We start from the raw sequence: 16,445 nt of genomic DNA on the forward strand, positions 1-16,445 counted from the left end.
CGGAGCAGCGTAGGCCCGCGACCCCAACTTCCTTTGTCAGAAGCGTTGACGAATCATGCGCCCCCTCCTACCTTCATCGCGTCGTACTTCGTACGTCATATATGAGACGCGATACGTGAGATCCGATACGCGAGACCCGGTCACTGGGCCCCGCGAAGATCCGAGAGGCGCGCATGACCTCTGTGCCCACGCCGATCCCCTCCCGCACGCAGTTCGTGCTGGAGGAGATCAAACGCCGCATCCTCACCGGGCAGTTGACGCCTGGTCAGGCCCTGGTCGAGACCGAGCTCGCCGCGCAGTTCGGGGTGTCCAAGACCCCGGTGCGCGAGGCGCTCAAGACGCTCGCCGGGACCGGACTGGTCGTGATGAGCCAGTACAAGGGCGTCACGGTGCGCATGGTGGACGCGGACATGGCGCGCGAGGTCTACGACGTACGGCTGCTGCTGGAGCCCGAGGCGCTGAAGCGGGCCGTCAGGCGCGGCGCCTCCCTCGCCGCCGCCCGTGACGCGCTGACCCGCGCCGACGCGGCCGGCGACACCGCCGAACGCTCCCTCGCCAACCGGGAGTTCCACCGCGCCCTGTACCTGCCGTGCGGCAACCCGCTGCTCGGCCGGATGCTCGACGAGGTGCGGGATCAGGCCGCCCTCGTCTCCGCGGTCGCCTGGGCCGCCTCCCCCTCCTGGGAACGGGAGGCCGGCGAGCACCGCGACATCCTGCGGCTGGCGCTCGAAGGCGACGCCGACGGCGCCGCGCGCGCCCTGCACGCCCACATCGCGTCGTTCGTGCAACGGGCCTTCCCGGACGCGGGAGTCGAGGCCCAGGGAGAGGACGGTCCGGCATGACAACGACGTTCGAGCCCCAGCGGACGGCCCTGGCCGACGTGGTGGCGATCCCGGTGACCCCGTTCGCCGAGGACGGCCGCGTCGACCAGGACGCCCACCGGGCCCTGCTGCGCCGTCTGCTGGACGGGGGCGTCATCACCCTCACCCCCAACGGCAACACCGGTGAGTTCTACGCCCTCACCCCCGAAGAGCGCCGACTCGTCACCGAGCTGACCGTCGAGGAGGCGGGCGACCGCGCCGCCGTCCTGGTCGGCGTCGGGCACGACGTACCCACCGCCATCGCCTCCGCCCGGCACGCCCGTGAGCTCGGCGCCCGGATGGTGATGGTCCACCAGCCGGTCCACCCGTACGTCTCCCAGAGCGGCTGGGTCGACTACCACCGCGCCATCGCCGCCGCCGTGCCCGGCCTCGGCGTCGTGCCGTACATCCGCAACGCCCAGCTCAGCGGCGCGCGCCTCGCCGAACTCGCCGACGACTGCCCGAATGTCATCGGCGTGAAGTACGCCGTCCCGGACGCCGCCAAGTTCGCCGCGTTCGCCCGTGACGCAGGTCTGGAGCGGTTCGTGTGGGTCGCCGGGCTCGCCGAGCCGTACGCGCCCTCGTACTTCTCCGCGGGGGCCACCGGCTTCACCTCCGGGCTGGTGAACGTCGCCCCCGCCGTCTCCATGAACATGATCGAAGCGCTGCGAGCCGGCGACTACCCGGGCGCGATGAAGGTCTGGGAGCAGATCCGCCGCTTCGAGGAGCTGCGCGCCGCGAACGGCTCCGCCGACAACGTCACCGTCGTCAAGGAGGCCCTCGCCGGCCTCGGCCTGTGCCGTCGCGACGTCCGCCCGCCCAGCAGGGCACTGCCCGAGGACGAGCGCGCCGAGGTCGCCGCCATCGCCGCCGGGTGGTCGATATGACCGGCAGGAAGCGCCCCGAGGAACTCAGAAGCCACCAGTGGTACGGCACCGAGGGCCAGTTGCGCACCTGGTCGCACAACGCACGCATGCGCCAGCTGGGGTACGAGGCGGAGGAGTACCGGGGCCGTCCGGTGATCGCCGTCCTCAACACCTGGTCCGACATCAACCCCTGCCACGTCCATCTGCGCGAGCGGGCCGAGGCGGTCAAGCGGGGGGTGTGGCAGGCCGGGGGCTTCCCGCTCGAGTTTCCTGTGGCCACGCTCTCGGAGACGTACCAGAAGCCGACCCCGATGCTCTACCGCAACCTCCTCGCGATGGAGACGGAGGAGCTGCTGCGGTCGTACCCGATCGACGCGGCCGTGCTGCTCGGCGGCTGCGACAAGTCGACACCGGCGCTGCTCATGGGCGCCGCCTCGGCCGACGTGCCGTCGATCTTCGTGCCCGCGGGGCCCATGCTGCCGGGGCACTGGCGCGGTGAGACCCTCGGGTCCGGTACGGACATGTGGAAGTACTGGGACGAGCACCGCGCGGGCAACCTGACGGACTGCGAACTGCGCGAACTCCAGGGCGGTTTGGCGCGGTCGCCCGGCCACTGCATGACCATGGGGACCGCGTCCACGATGACCGCGGCGGCGGAAGCCCTCGGCATGACCCTGCCCGGCGCCTCCTCGATCCCGGCCGTCGACTCCGGGCACGAGCGCATGGCCGCCGCCTCCGGGCGCCGCGCGGTGGAGCTCGCGTGGACCGGCCTCCGGCCGTCCGGGATCCTCACCCGCGAGGCCTTCGAGGACGCCGTCACCACGGTGCTCGGGCTCGGCGGCTCCACCAACGCGGTCATCCATCTGATCGCGATGGCGGGCCGTGCCGGGATCAAGCTGTCCCTCGACGACTTCGACCGCATCGCCCGTACCGTCCCGGTGCTGGCGAACGTGCGGCCCGGCGGACAGACGTACCTGATGGAGGACTTCCACTTCGCCGGCGGCCTGCCCGCCTTCCTCTCCCGGATCACCGACCTGCTGCACCTGGAGCGGCCGACGGTCAACGGCACCTTGCGGGAGCAGCTCCAGGACGCCGTCGTCCACGACGACGACGTCATCCGCACCCGGGAGAACCCGGTCGCCGGCGAGGGCGGCGTCGCCGTGCTGCGCGGCAACCTCTGCCCGGACGGCGCCGTCATCAAGCACATCTCCGCCGAACGGCACCTGCTGAAGCACACCGGGACCGCAGTCGTCTTCGACGACTACAAGACGATGCAGCGGACCATCAACGACCCGTCCCTGAACATCACCGCCGACAGTGTGCTGGTGCTCCGCAACGCCGGGCCCAAGGGCGGTCCGGGCATGCCCGAGTACGGCATGCTGCCGATCCCCGACCACCTGCTGAAGCAGGGCGTACGTGACATGGTGCGGATCTCCGACGCCCGGATGAGCGGCACGAGTTACGGCACGTGCGTGCTGCACATCGCGCCCGAGTCGTACGTCGGCGGACCGCTGGCCCTGGTCCGGACCGGGGACACCGTCACCCTGGACGTCGAGGCCCGCACGCTCCAGCTCAACGTGGACGACGAGGAGTTGCAGCGACGCCGGGCCGGGTGGACACCGCCGCCCGCGCGCTGTGAGCGGGGCTATGGCGCGCTCTACAACGAGCAGATCACCCAGGCTGACACCGGCTGTGACTTCGAGTTCCTCGCGCGGCCCGGCAAGGTGCAGGACCCGTACGCCGGTTGAACCACCCCTCGACCGCAGCTCAGCCCTGTTTGGTCGAGATCCCGAACGATGATCGGAAAGCGCTTCCGGCGCGTCGCACGCAAGACGTACGAGAACGGAGAACTGTCATGGCCCAAGCCGCAGCCGTGGCGAAACCGCCCGCGCCACCCCGGCGGCGCCGTGCCTCCGCCACCCCGCGCAGGCTCCCGTATCTGCTGATCGCCCCGGCGGCCCTGCTCATGCTGGGCTTCATCGCCTACCCGGTGATCAGCGTCTTCTACTACAGCCTGCAGGAGTACAACCCCACCAAGCCATGGCGGAACGGCTTCACGGGCTTCGACAACTTCGTCCACGCCTTCACCGCGGACCCGCTGTTCTGGGACACGCTGGTCTTCAGCGCCAAGTGGGTGTTCGTCGAGGTCGGGCTGCAGCTGCTGTTCGGGCTGGCGCTCGCGCTGATCGTCAACCAGACCTTCGCGGGCCGTGCGCTCGGCCGCGCGCTCGTCTTCTCCCCGTGGGCAGTCTCCGGCGTACTGACCTCGGCGATCTGGGTGCTGCTCTACAACTCCCAGACGGGCATCACCCGTTACCTCGCCGACGTCGGCATCGGCTCCTACGGCACCAGCTGGCTGTCGGACACCTCCACCGTGTTCCCGGCGGCGATCGTCGCCGACCTGTGGCGCGGGGTGCCGTTCTTCGCGATCCTCATCCTCGCCGACCTCCAGTCCGTCTCGAAGGACCTGTACGAGGCGGCCGAGGTCGACGGGGCCGGCCGGATCAAGCAGTTCTGGCACATCACGCTGCCCCACCTCAAGGACGCGATCGTCCTGTCCACGCTGCTGCGCGCGGTGTGGGAGTTCAACAACGTCGACCTGCTGTACACGCTGACCGGCGGCGGCCCCGCGGGAGTGACCACGACCCTGCCGCTCCACATCGCCAACACCAGCGTCGACGCGCACAACTTCGGCTACGCGTCGGCCCTGACGACCGTCGCGTTCGTGATCCTGCTCTTCTGCTCGATGGTCTATCTGCGGCTGAGCAAGTTCGGAGGTGAGGACAAGTGAGCGTCAAGGAAGCCACCCAGGTCGCGCCGGCGCCCGTGCCGGCCGCCCCCGAACCGCCCCGTCCGCGCAAGAAGCACCGCACCTACGACGAGGTCCCGCGCTGGCAGATCTACCTCCCGCTGTCGATCTACCTGGTCTTCACCCTGGTCCCCTTCTACTGGATCCTGCTCTTCTCCCTGCGCCCGGCCGGCTCGACCTCGCTCGTGCCCTGGCCGATCACGTTCGACCACTTCGAGAAGGTCTGGACGGAGCGGAGCTTCGGCACCTACTTCCAGAACAGCGTGCTGGTCGGCGTCGTCACCCTCCTGATGACGACCCTGGTGGCGCTGGCCGGCGGCTACGCGCTCGCGCGCTTCAACTTCACGATCAAGCGGGCTTTCATGCTGGCCCTGCTCTGCTCCCAGTTCGTGCCCGGCGCGCTGCTCCTGGTGCCACTGTTCGAGATCTTCGCCGAGCTGCAGATGATCAACTCGCTGGGCAGCGTCATCATCGCGGAGACGGTGTTCCAGCTGCCGCTGTCGATGATCCTGATCAGCAACTTCATCAGGAACGTGCCGTACTCCCTGGAGGAGGCCGCCTGGGTCGACGGCTGCAACCGGATGACGGCCTTCAGGATCGTCGTCCTGCCGCTGCTGCGGCCCGGTCTGATCGCCGTCGGCTCCTTCGCCTTCGTGCACTCCTGGAACCACTTCCTGTTCGCTCTGATGTTCCTCAACAACCAGGACAAGCAGACCATCCCGGTCGGCCTCAACACCCTGATGGGCGCGGACAGCGTCGACCTGGGCGCGCTGGCCGCGGGCGGCATCATCGCGGCCGTGCCCGTCGTGATCGTGTTCGCCTTCATCCAGAAGTGGCTGATCACGGGATTCAGCGCGGGGGCGGTGAAGGGATGAGACTCCGTCAGGTCATCGCTCTGACCGCCCTGTTGGGGCTGCTCCGCGTCCCGGCCCACGCCGACGACGTCCGCGACATCAGCCGCGACACCCTCGCCCCGAACGACGGCTGGGCCGCGGCCGACGGTGGTACCACGGGGGGGTCCACCGCCGACGACGCCCACGTCTTCACCGTTCGCAACCGAAGTGAGCTCGTCCGCGCCCTGGACGGCGGCAGCTCCACCCCGAAGATCATCAGGGTGGCCGGCACCATCGACGCCAACACCGACGACGACGGCGACCACCTGGACTGCGCCGACTACGCCACCGACGGCTACGGCACCAGCACGTACCTGACCGCCTACGACCCCCGCACCTGGGGCTCCGCCAAGCCGAGCGGTCCGCAGGAGGAGGCCCGGCAGGCCTCGGCGGCGAAGCAGGCCGAGCGGATCGAGCTGGCCGTCGGCTCCAACACCACCATCGTCGGGTTCGGTTCCTCGGCTGTCCTCAAGGGCGCGAGCCTCCCGCTTCAAGGCGCGAACAACGTCATCGTCCGCAACCTCGAACTCCGCGACGCCTACGACTGCTTCCCCGTGTGGCAGCCCAACACAGGCGGACTCGGCGACTGGAAGACGGCGTACGACAACATCTGGCTGCGCGGCGCCACCCATGTGACCCTCAGCGACAAGGGCCACCCGGACGAGCTGGAACCCACCTACTTCGGCCGCAACTACCTCCGCCACGACGGCCTGCTCGACATCACCAACGCCTCCGACCTGGTCACCGTCTCCTGGAGCCGGTTCACCGACCACGACAGGGCGATCCTCATCGGCAACGGCAACGGCAACGGCAACGGCAACGGCAACGGCAACGGCAACGGCAACGGCAACGGCAACGGCAACGGCGACACGGCCACCGCAGACCGCGGCAAGCTCCGGATCACCCTCCACCACAACGGGTTCGAGTCCGTCGTCCAGCGTGCCCCGCGCGTCCGCTTCGGGCAGGTGCACCTCTACAACAACCGGTACGTCGTCCCGGCCGACGCCCACGACTACCGCTACTCCGTCGGAGTGGCGACCGAGTCGGCGATCCACGCCGAGAACAACACCTTCCACACGCCCGGCCGCATCGAGGTCGCCGACCTGGACAAGAGCTGGAACGGCACCGCCCTGCACCAGTCCGGCACCCTCTGGGGGTCCCCCCGGACGGAGTCTGAGGGAGGCTATCCGGTGGACCTGCTCTCCATCCACAACGCCTACAACTCCGGCAGCGAGCGTGACCTCACGGCCGACGTCGGCTGGACACCTACCCTGCACACAAAGATCGACAGCGCCGCCACGGCCGACCGAGCGGTGGCACGCGGCGCGGGCGCAGGGAGGATCCCATGAGCACTGCCGTACCCATCGTGCTGGCGGGCGCGCGCGGCCACGGCCGCTGGCACCTGGACAACATCCGCCGGCTCCAGGACAAGGGGATCGTGCGGCTGGCGGGGATCTGCGAGCTGACCCCGCTGAGCGAGGAGGAGCTCCCCGAGGGCCTCGTCACAGCCTCGGGCGCGCCCGCGCAGTCCGCCGACTTCGGCGCCCTCCTCGACTCCACCGGCGCCCGGATCGCGGTGATCTGCACGCCGATCCCGACCCACACCGACCTCGCCCTGACGGCGGCCCGGCGTGGCGTGCACATCCTGCTGGAGAAGCCGCCGGCCCCGTCGTACGCCGAGTTCCGGCGCATGGCCGACGGGGTGGCCGAGGCCGGCGTCGCCTGCCAGATCGGCTTCCAGTCGCTTGGCTCGCACGCGGTGCCGGCGATCCGGACGCTGATGGCCGAGGGCGCGATCGGCGCGATCGCCGGTATCGGCGGGGCCGGTGCCTGGGCGCGCCCCGAGGCGTACTACCGGCGGGCGCCCTGGGCGGGCAAGCGGCGCCTGAACGGCGTCGACGTCATCGACGGCGTGCTCACCAACCCTCTCGCGCACGCCGTCGCCACCGCCCTCGCACTGGGCGGGACGGTGCGCGCCGAGGACGTCACCGCCATCGAGACCGAGCTGCTGCGCGCCAACGACATCGAGTCCGACGACACCTCCTGCGTCCGCGTCACCACGGCACAGCACCGCCCGGTCGTCGTCGGCGCAACGCTGTGCGCCGAGGACCCCGACGAGCCGTACGTCGTCGTCCACGGCGACCAGGGCCGGATCACCTTCTGGTACAAGCAGGACCGTGTCCTGCTCCAGCGTGCCGGCCACGGCCCCGAGGAGTACGAGTACGGCCGTACGGACCTGCTGGAGAACCTCGCCGACCACGTCACCGACGGCACCGACCTGCTGGTCACGCCCGACGCGACGGGCGCCTTCATGAAGGTCGTTGAAGCGATTCGACTGGCCCCCGACCCGGCCCCGCTGCCGGACGAGGCCTGGCGGCTGCTCCCCGACGAGCAGCGCCGTGTCGTGCCCGGCATCGACGGTCTCGTCGCGGCCGCCGCCGACACCCTCGCCCTCTACTCCGAGCTGGGCGCTTCCTGGGCGCTCCCGGCGAGAACGAAAGAGGTGAGCACCTGATGACCCCCCATGACACCGCGGTGCTGCGCGTCGCGGGCCGCCCGGTCGGCCGGTACGTCACCCGGCCCGAACTGCCGGCCCGCCTCTCCCCGCGCCCGTATCTGCACCCCGTCACCACCCTGACCGGCACGGCGGTCACCGAGCTGAGTCCCGCCGACCACACCCACCACCTCGGCGTCGGCGTCGCCGTTCCCGACGTCGAGGGGGCCAACTTCTGGGGCGGACGCACCTTCGTCCGCGACCGGGGCCCGACCGAACTGGACAACCACGGCGCCCAGCGGCACTCCGCCTTCCAGCTGCGCGACCCCGACGGCTTCGTCGAGGAACTGCGCTGGGTGGCGGCAGGGGCCGAGCTCCTGCGCGAGCGCCGTACCGTCGCGGCCACCGAACTCACCGCATCCGCCTGGGCGTTGGACTTCACGTTCTCCCTGACCAACGTCACCCCCCGCCCGCTGTCCGTCGGCAGCCCCGCCACCAACGGGCGTCCGGGCGCGGCCTACGGCGGCTTCTTCTGGCGGGCCCGCAAGGAGTCCTCGGCGCCGGACGTGTTCACCATCGACCGCGACGGCGAGCAGGAGATCCACGGCAGCCGCGCCCCCTGGGTGGCGCTGGCGGGCTCCACCTGGACCCTGGTCTTCGCCGGGGCGACCGAACAGACCCGTCTGGACCCCTGGTTCGTACGCGCGCAGGAGTACCCCGGCGTCGGTTCCTCCCTCGCCGCCGGGGAACGGCTCCCGATCCCACCCGGCGAGACCGCCGTACGCCGGATCGTGACCGTGGTCGCCGACGGCCGCATCAGCCGGCTCGAAGCGGCATCGCTGGTCCGCAAGGCGGTGAGCCCGTGACGACCGGGACCTATACGAACCCCGTCCTGAACGCCGACTGGTCCGACCCGGACGTCGTCCGCGTCGGCGACGACTTCTACCTCACCGCCTCCAGCTTCGGCCGCGCCCCGGGCCTGCCCCTCCTCCACTCCCGCGACCTCGTCAACTGGACCCTGGTCGGCCATGCCCTGGAACGCCTGGAACCGGCAGGGGAGTTCACCGCACCGCGCCACGACTGCGGCGTCTGGGCACCGTCCCTCCGCCACCACGACGACCGCTTCTGGATCTTCTGGGGCGACCCCGACCAGGGCATCTTCCAGGTCAACGCCCCCGAGATCCGCGGCCCCTGGACCCGCCCGCACCTGGTGAAGGCGGGCAAGGGCCTGATCGACCCCTGCCCCCTCTGGGACGACGAGACCGGCGAGACCTACCTCGTGCACGCCTGGGCCAAGTCCCGCTCCGGTGTCAAGAACCGCCTCACCGGCCACCGGATGCACCCCGACGGCACCGAACTCCTCGACGACGGCAAGCTGATCGTCGACGGCGACCGCATACCCGGCTGGTTCACCCTCGAAGGCCCCAAGCTCTACAAGCACGACGGCTGGTACTGGATCCTCGCCCCGGCCGGTGGAGTGGAGACCGGCTGGCAGGGCGCCTTCCGGTCACGCGAGTTCTTCGGGCCGTACGAGGAGAAGATCGTCCTGGAACAGCAGGACACCCACGTCAACGGACCGCACCAGGGCGGCTGGGTACGCACCCCGTCGGGGGAGGACTGGTTCCTGCACTTCCAGCAGCAGGGCGCCTACGGCAGGGTCGTCCACCTCCAGCCGATGCGCTGGGGTGCCGACGGCTGGCCGGTGCTCGGCCGCGATGGCGCGCCCGTAGCCGTACACCGCAGGCCCGACCTGCCACCACAGCCGCCCGCCGCGCCCGCCACCGACGACGACTTCCCCGGCGGACGCTTCGGCCGCCAGTGGTCGTGGACCGCCAACCCCCGGGACGGCTGGGCCACCCAGCACTCCGGCGACGGCCTGCGACTCACCTGCGTCCGCTCGGCCGACGCTCATGATCTGCGCAGACTGCCGCACATCCTCACCCAGCGGCTGCCCGGGATGCCGTGCGCGGTCGAGGTCGAGCTGCGGCTGGACAGTGCGGAGCCGGGGGCGCGGGCGGGGCTCGCGGTGCTGGGGGACGCGTTCTGCTGGATCGGGCTCCAGCGCGGCGCGGACGGGGCGGTTCATGTCGTGCACCGGTTCGCCGAGGCCGTGGCGGAGCGGGAACGGGACGCCGGACACGCGCGGCTCGCCCCTCGGGGGCGCGTGCGGCTGCGGATCGAGATCGTGGCCGGGGCGCGCTGTCGGTTCTCCTACGACGTCGGCGATGGCCCCCGTCCTTCGGGACCGGTGTTCGCCGCCACCCCCTGGCGCTGGGTCGGCGCCCTGCTCGGGCTCTTCGGCCTCGCGCCCGACGGGCCGGGACACGCCGGAGCGGCAACCTTCTCGCACTTCAGGATCGACCCCTCGTAACGCACCTGACCAGTAAGCCTGTTGAGCACTGTTGGGAGCCGCAATGACGCAGCACCTTGATAGCAAGCGCTTGCAGAGACCGAGGCCGGGGTACGGCATGGTCCTGGCCGCCGTGCTGAGCCTTGTCGCCGCGCTGAGCCTCGGGACGATCGGGGAGGCGAAGGCCGCTGGTCCGACGGCGACTTCGGCCTCCGCCGCTCGCTGGACCGACCGACCGCACGGCTTCGCCTCCCTCGCCGGGGGCACGACCGGTGGCGCGGGCGGCAAGGTCGTCACCGTCACCGACCAGACCTCCCTGGCCAAGTACGCGGCGGCGCAGGAGCCGTACGTCATCCGGGTCCGGGGCGCCATCACCGCGCGGCCCTTCGGCGCGAACATCACCGTCGCCTCGGACAAGACCATCGTCGGCGTCGGCACGAGCGGGGAGCTGGTGCAGGGCGAGTTCCATCTCGAACCCGGCACGCACAACGTGATCATCCGCAATCTGGCGATCCGCGACTCGGCGATCGAGGGCAACTGGGACTGCAAGGACACCGACTTCGACGGCATCCAGATGGACACCGTCCACCACGTGTGGGTCGACCACAACCGCTTCTCGAACATCTGCGACGGCCAGTTGGACGTGCGCAAGGACAGCGAATACGTGACCGTCTCCTACAACCGGTTCGAGAACAACAACAAGACGTTCGGGCTCGGTTGGACGACCGAAGTCAAGACGCAGATCACGATCGACCACAACTGGTTCGCCGACACCAAGCAGCGCAACCCGTCCGTGGACAACGCCGCCTACGCGCACCTGTACAACAACTACCTGACCGCGCAGACGGATCCCGGCGACCCGGTGTGGACGTACGGCAACTGGTCGCGGGGCCGGACCAAGATGGTCATCGAGAACAGCTACTACCGCGACGTCCAGCACCCCTACCAGGCCGACACCACCGCGGAGCTGGTGCAACGCGGGTCGATCCTCAGGAATACGACCGGCCGGCACGACGAGTGGGGTGCCGCCTTCGATCCGCGGGACTTCTACGACTACCGACTGGACCCGGCTGCCGCCGTGCCGGCGCTGGTGACGCGGTTCTCCGGGCCGCAGCAGGGGATCGACCACCTCACGGGTGCCGATGGCTGAGCGCCGCGCGCCCCGGCGCTGAGTCCTGCGGCGGTTCGCGCTCGCGCCTCGAAGACCCCCACACCTCCCTATCTCCGTCTGATCCAGAAGAAGAGAGCCGACCAATGAAGATCAGCATTCGCAGAAGCAGGCGCGCCGCCGTGGCCGTCGCTCTGGGCTCCGTCCTCGCCCTGACCGCCACCGCCTGCGGTGACGACGGGAGCAGTGCGGGCGGTGACAAGGGCGCCGAGGGCAGCGGCACCGGAAAGATCGTCTTCTGGGACAACAACGGCGGTGTCCGCACCGACATCTGGAAGGAGATCATCGCCGACTTCGAGAAGGCCAACCCGGACATCGAGGTCGAGTACGTCGGGATCCCGTCCACCGACTACCAGTCCAAGGTGGACACCGCACTCCAGGGCGGCGGCCTGCCGGACGTCGGCGGTGTCGGCGCGGCGATGCTCGCCGGATTCGCCGCGCAGGGCGCGCTGGACCCGCTGGACGACCGGCTAGCCAAGTCCTCGCTGAACGGGAAGCTCAATGAGGACATGGTCGCTTCGCTGAAGGCCGCGGGGGGCGGTGACGGCAAGCTGTACTCGGTGCCGACCTCCGCCAACAACGGTGTGCTGTACTACCGCACCGACCTGTTCAAGAAGGCCTCTCTGGACGAGCCGGCGACCTGGGACAAGTTCTTCGAGGCCGCGGAGAAGCTGACCGACGCCGGGAAGAACGAGTTCGGGTACACCATCCGTGGCGGCGCCGGCTCCATCGCGCAGGCGCTGGACGCCATGTACGGGCAGTCCGGGATCACGTCCTTCTGGGACGCGAGCGGTGCGAAGACGACCGTCAACGACCCCAAGAACGTGGCCGCGTTGGAGAAATACGCCGCGCTCTTCAAGAAGGTCACGCCGGCCGCCGACCTCAACAACGACTTCACCAAGATGGTCGCCCAGTGGGATTCCGGCACGATCGGGATGCTGAACCACAACCTCGGGTCGTACCAGGACCATGTGAAAGCCCTCGGCACGGACAAGTTCCGGGGGATTCCGCAGCCGGTGGGCTCCACAGGCAAGCGGGTCCAGGTGTCCAACCCTGTTGACGGGATGGGGCTGTTCAAAAGCTCCAAGAACAAGGAAGCCGCCTGGAAGTTCATCGAGTTCGCCACGTCGCACGACGAGAACTCGAAGTTCAACAAGGCGGCCGGGCAGGTGCCGTCGAACAACGACGCCGCGAAGGACGCGTGGATTTCCGAGGCCGAGCCGACGAAACTGGCTGCCGCGGCGTTGACGGACGGGTCGACGACGATTGTGCAGTTGCCGTACTACCTGCCCGACTGGAACACCATTTCGAAGGCCGACAACGAGCCCAACTTCCAGAAGGTGCTGAACGGGGACATGAGCGCCAAGGAGTTCCTGGACACGGTGGCTGGTCAGCTGAACGACGCTCAGGCCGAGTGGAACGAACGGAACGGCTGAGAGCTCGGTTGCTTCTGTGCGCGGCCGGCTGCGGGTTGTGTGTGGCTGGTCGCGCAGTTCCCCGCGCCCCTGGGTGGGACAACTCGCCCCTGCTGAAAGGCACCCCTGTGTCTCTTACGCGCAGACAGGTCGGTTCCGCGGCCGTTGCCGCTGTTCCTCTCGCCCTCGCGGGCACCGGTGGCGCCCGAGCGGCGCAGCGCCATCGCACCCTCCACATCGCCGGTGATTCCACCGCCGCCCAGAAATACGCCGACGCCGTCCCCGAGACCGGGTGGGGCATGGCGCTCCCCTTCTTCCTGCGCAGGAACCTGCTCGTTTCCAACCACGCGGTGAACGGGCGCAGTTCCAAGAGCTTCGTCGACGAAGGGCGGTTGGATGTCGTCCTCGCCGCCGTCCGGCCCGGAGACTTCCTGCTCGTCCAGTTCGCGCACAACGACGAGAAGGCCACCGACCCCACCCGGTACACCGAGCCCTGGACCACCTACCAGGACTACCTGCGCCGCTACACCGACGGTGCGCGTGCCCGTGGTGCCCGTCCGGTTCTCGCCACCCCTGTCGAGCGCCGCAGGTTCGACGGCGACGGCAACGCTTTGCCGACCCACGGCGACTATCCGGCGGCGATGCGCGCGCTGGCCCGGCAGGAGCGGGTCGCGCTGCTCGACATCCAGGCCCTGTCCCTCGCGCTGTGGCAGCGGCTCGGGGCCGAGGGGACCAAGACGTACTTCAACTGGACCGCCACCGAGCAGGACAACACGCACTTCAACCCCCCGGGCGCGATCGTCGTGGCGCGTCTCGTGGTGCGGGAGCTACTGCGTACGCGGGTGCTCGGCCCGCAGGACGTGCGCCGGCTCGGCGAGGAGATCCCGGAGTCCTGGATCACCTGGCCGGACGCCTCCGTCGCTTGACCCAACCCCAGCAGAAGAGAGAGCCATACAATGAACGCACAGATATGGCATGGGCATGTCACAAGAAGGGCAGTCGTTCTGATCGGCTGCACGGCCCTCGTCCTCGGTCTCACCGGCACCGGGGCACAAGCCGGACCCCGTGACCTCGGCCGGCAGGTCCTCGCCGCGGGTGACGGCTGGGGCTCCGCGGGGGCGGGGACGACCGGCGGGTCGGCCGCCGATGCCGAGCACGTCCACACCGTCACCACCTGGGCGGAGTTCCGCCAGGCGCTCGCCGACGGCGGTAGCGCGCCGAAGGTCATCAAGGTCAAGGGCATGATCGACGCCGTGTCGGAGGGCTGCGACGCCTTCGCGGCGGACGGGTACGACCTCCAGCGGTACCTCGCCGACTACGACCCCGCCGTGTGGGGACACGACAACCCCGTAAGCGGGGAACAGGAGGAGCTGCGCGCCGCGTCCGCCGCCCGGCAGGACCAGGCCATCAAGGCGAACGTCCCCGCCGACACCACCATCGTCGGGGTCGGCAAGGGCTCCGGGATCCTCGGCGGCAGCCTCCAGATCAAGGGCGTGGACAACGTCATCCTCCGCAACCTCACCATCGAGGCCCCCGTCGACTGCTTCCCGCAGTGGGACCCGACCGACGACAACAAGACCGGCGCCTGGAACTCCGAGTACGACGGCGTGGTGGTGTACGGCTCCACCCATGTGTGGATCGACCACAACACGCTCACCGACGGCCGCTACCCGGACAGCACCCTGCCGTCGTACTTCGGCAAGGTCTACCAGCAGCACGACGGGCTCCTCGACATCGTGCGCGGCGCCAACCATGTGACCGTGTCCTGGAATTCGTTCGCAGATCACGACAAGACCATGCTGATCGGCAACAGCGACAGCGCGGGTTCCACCGACACGGACAAGCTCAAGGTCACCCTGCACCACAACCGCTTCGAGAGGATCGTCGAGCGGGCGCCCCGGGTGCGGTTCGGGCAGGTCGACTCGTACAACAACCACTTCGTCGTCACCGGAGACCAGAACTACGCGTACGTCTTCGGCATCGGCGCCTCCTCGCAGTTGTATGCCACGCACAACGCCCTTTCGCTGGCGCCCGGCGTCAGCGTCGGCAAGGCGCTGAAGAAGTGGAACGAGGCGCCGCTCACAGCGGAGAACAACTACGTCAACGGGAAGCTGACGGACCTCATCGCCGTCCACAACGCCGAGATCCCCGGCGAGACCCTCCAGTCCGGGGCCGGATGGACGCCAACCCTACGGACGAAGGTCGACAACCCCAGGGCGGTGCCGGGCATCGTCGACCGCTGCGCGGGCGCCGGCAAGCTGCGCTGACCCCCGCGCCCCGACCCGGGCCGGGGCCCGCCACCCCGTCCCGACGGCCCCCACGCGAGGAAGTACCGCACCCGCACCCCTGAAGAGCCGCACTCCCAAGGAGCACTCGCATGCCCTCGCCCCACCTCCAACTCCCCTTGTCCAGAAGGGGATTTCTGCTCGCGAGTACCGGCGCCGCAACCGCGCTCGCCTTCGCGCCGGCCCCCGCCCGGGCCGCCGGTGACTCCAGGCCGCCCCGCCCCTTCGGCCGCTACGGTTCGCCGGCCGCCCGCCTGACCCCGCAGACCCTGTACGTCCACCCCTTTGGACAGGGCGACTTCACCTCCCTGCAGGCCGCCGTGACCGCGGCCGGGGGTACCACCCAGGCTCTCGGCACTCGGGGAGGCAGCGGCTGGACCCTGGTCATCGCGCCGGGGACGTACCGGGAGACCGCCGTCGTGGACGTGACCCGGACGGGGATGACCTGGCTGGGCGCCAGTGGCGACCCGCGTGACGTCGTCATCGTGTACGACAACGCCGCCGGCACCCCCAGGCCCGGCGGCGGCACCTACGGCACCACCGGCTCCGCCACCACCCTCGTCCAGGCCGACGGCTTCACCGCCCATGACCTCACCTTCGCCAACGACTGGCTGCGCGCCGACCACCCCGGCATCAGCGGCACCCAGGCCGTCGCCATCAAGGTGCAGGGCGACCGGTCCGCGTTCCACCACTGCCGGTTCCTCGGCCACCAGGACACCCTGTACGCCGACTCGATCGCCCTCGGCGTCTTCGCCCGACAGTACTTCTCGCACTGCTACGTCGAGGGCGACGTCGACTTCGTCTTCGGGCGGGCCACGGCCGTCTACGAGCACTGTCACTTCCGGACCCTGACCCGGACCGACCTCTCCTCGGGCCCGTACGGCTTCGTCTTCGCCCCCTCGACAGCGGGCGCCAACCCGCGTGGCTACCTGGTCACCCGGAGCCGCATCACCAGCGAGGCCCCGGACGCCTACTACAAGCTCGCCCGTCCCTGGGTGCCCAGCTCCGACACCACCGCCCGCCCCAGCCTGGTCGTCCGGGACACCCACCTCGGCCCCGGCATCGACGCGGTCGCGCCCTACACGAACATGTCGAACGGCTTCCCGTGGCAGGACCAGCGCTTCGCCGAGTACCGCAACTCCGGTCCCGGCGCGGCGATTCCGGTGTCGGAGAACCGACCTCAACTGACCGCCGGGCAAGCCGCGGGGCACACCAGGCGGACGTATCTCGGTGACTGGAGGCCGTACGCCTGAGGCGCGCCGGGCTTTGCCGCCCGGCCCGCCTCCGAACTGTGAGCGTCCCCTG

At 69.9% G+C, this 16,445-nt stretch carries 13 protein-coding genes and 1 pseudogene; all 14 read left to right on the forward strand.

What is annotated here, in order from left to right; genetic code table 11:
- Positions 1-173: 173 nt before the first annotated feature.
- Complete coding sequence (locus tag ACZ7L5_RS09320) at positions 174-842, forward strand: GntR family transcriptional regulator (RefSeq protein ID WP_471515640.1); 669 nt, start codon at positions 174-176, stop codon at positions 840-842.
- Complete coding sequence (locus tag ACZ7L5_RS09325) at positions 839-1,747, forward strand: dihydrodipicolinate synthase family protein (protein ID WP_471515642.1); 909 nt, start codon at positions 839-841, stop codon at positions 1,745-1,747. The genes ACZ7L5_RS09320 and ACZ7L5_RS09325 overlap by 4 nt, the downstream gene beginning before the upstream one ends.
- A complete protein-coding gene (gene araD / locus ACZ7L5_RS09330; protein ID WP_471515644.1) occupies positions 1,744-3,474 on the forward strand; it encodes an L-arabinonate dehydratase in 1,731 nt (576 codons plus the stop codon). Before ACZ7L5_RS09325 ends, araD begins: the two co-directional genes overlap by 4 nt.
- 107 nt (positions 3,475-3,581) lie before the next feature.
- Positions 3,582-4,517, forward strand: a complete 936-nt coding sequence (locus ACZ7L5_RS09335; RefSeq protein WP_362378514.1) for a carbohydrate ABC transporter permease — start codon at positions 3,582-3,584, stop codon at positions 4,515-4,517.
- On the forward strand, positions 4,514-5,410 hold the full coding sequence (locus tag ACZ7L5_RS09340; protein WP_471515647.1) for a carbohydrate ABC transporter permease: 897 nt from the start codon (positions 4,514-4,516) through the stop codon (positions 5,408-5,410). Before ACZ7L5_RS09335 ends, ACZ7L5_RS09340 begins: the two co-directional genes overlap by 4 nt.
- The gene (locus tag ACZ7L5_RS09345; protein WP_471515649.1) at positions 5,407-6,777 is read left to right on the forward strand and encodes a pectate lyase family protein; all 1,371 of its coding nucleotides are present in this window, start codon (positions 5,407-5,409) and stop codon (positions 6,775-6,777) included. The genes ACZ7L5_RS09340 and ACZ7L5_RS09345 overlap by 4 nt, the downstream gene beginning before the upstream one ends.
- A complete protein-coding gene (locus tag ACZ7L5_RS09350) occupies positions 6,774-7,943 on the forward strand; it encodes a Gfo/Idh/MocA family protein (protein ID WP_471515651.1) in 1,170 nt (389 codons plus the stop codon). Before ACZ7L5_RS09345 ends, ACZ7L5_RS09350 begins: the two co-directional genes overlap by 4 nt.
- Positions 7,943-8,788, forward strand: a complete 846-nt coding sequence (locus tag ACZ7L5_RS09355; protein WP_471515653.1) for a DUF6807 domain-containing protein — start codon at positions 7,943-7,945, stop codon at positions 8,786-8,788. The genes ACZ7L5_RS09350 and ACZ7L5_RS09355 overlap by 1 nt, the downstream gene beginning before the upstream one ends.
- Positions 8,785-10,293 carry a glycoside hydrolase family 43 protein gene (locus tag ACZ7L5_RS09360; protein WP_471515655.1) on the forward strand — a complete coding sequence of 503 codons (1,509 nt, stop codon included), beginning with the start codon at positions 8,785-8,787 and terminating at the stop codon, positions 10,291-10,293. The genes ACZ7L5_RS09355 and ACZ7L5_RS09360 overlap by 4 nt, the downstream gene beginning before the upstream one ends.
- 43 nt (positions 10,294-10,336) lie before the next feature.
- A pseudogene (locus ACZ7L5_RS09365) lies at positions 10,337-11,395 on the forward strand (pectate lyase family protein); the annotation flags it as partial.
- 131 nt (positions 11,396-11,526) lie between these two features.
- Positions 11,527-12,876: an ABC transporter substrate-binding protein gene (locus tag ACZ7L5_RS09370; protein WP_471515657.1), complete on the forward strand. Its 1,350-nt coding sequence runs from the start codon at positions 11,527-11,529 to the stop codon at positions 12,874-12,876.
- Positions 12,877-12,983: 107 nt separating this feature from the next.
- Positions 12,984-13,781, forward strand: a complete 798-nt coding sequence (locus ACZ7L5_RS09375) for a rhamnogalacturonan acetylesterase (RefSeq protein WP_471515659.1) — start codon at positions 12,984-12,986, stop codon at positions 13,779-13,781.
- A 30-nt stretch (positions 13,782-13,811) separates the two neighbouring features.
- A complete protein-coding gene (locus ACZ7L5_RS09380) occupies positions 13,812-15,122 on the forward strand; it encodes a pectate lyase family protein (RefSeq protein ID WP_471515661.1) in 1,311 nt (436 codons plus the stop codon).
- 110 nt (positions 15,123-15,232) lie between these two features.
- Positions 15,233-16,393 (forward strand): pectinesterase family protein, encoded by a 1,161-nt coding sequence (locus ACZ7L5_RS09385; protein ID WP_471515663.1) that lies wholly within the window; start codon positions 15,233-15,235, stop codon positions 16,391-16,393.
- The last annotated feature ends 52 nt before the right edge of the window (positions 16,394-16,445 follow it).

The organism is Streptomyces sp. NPDC107528 (assembly GCF_055639295.1).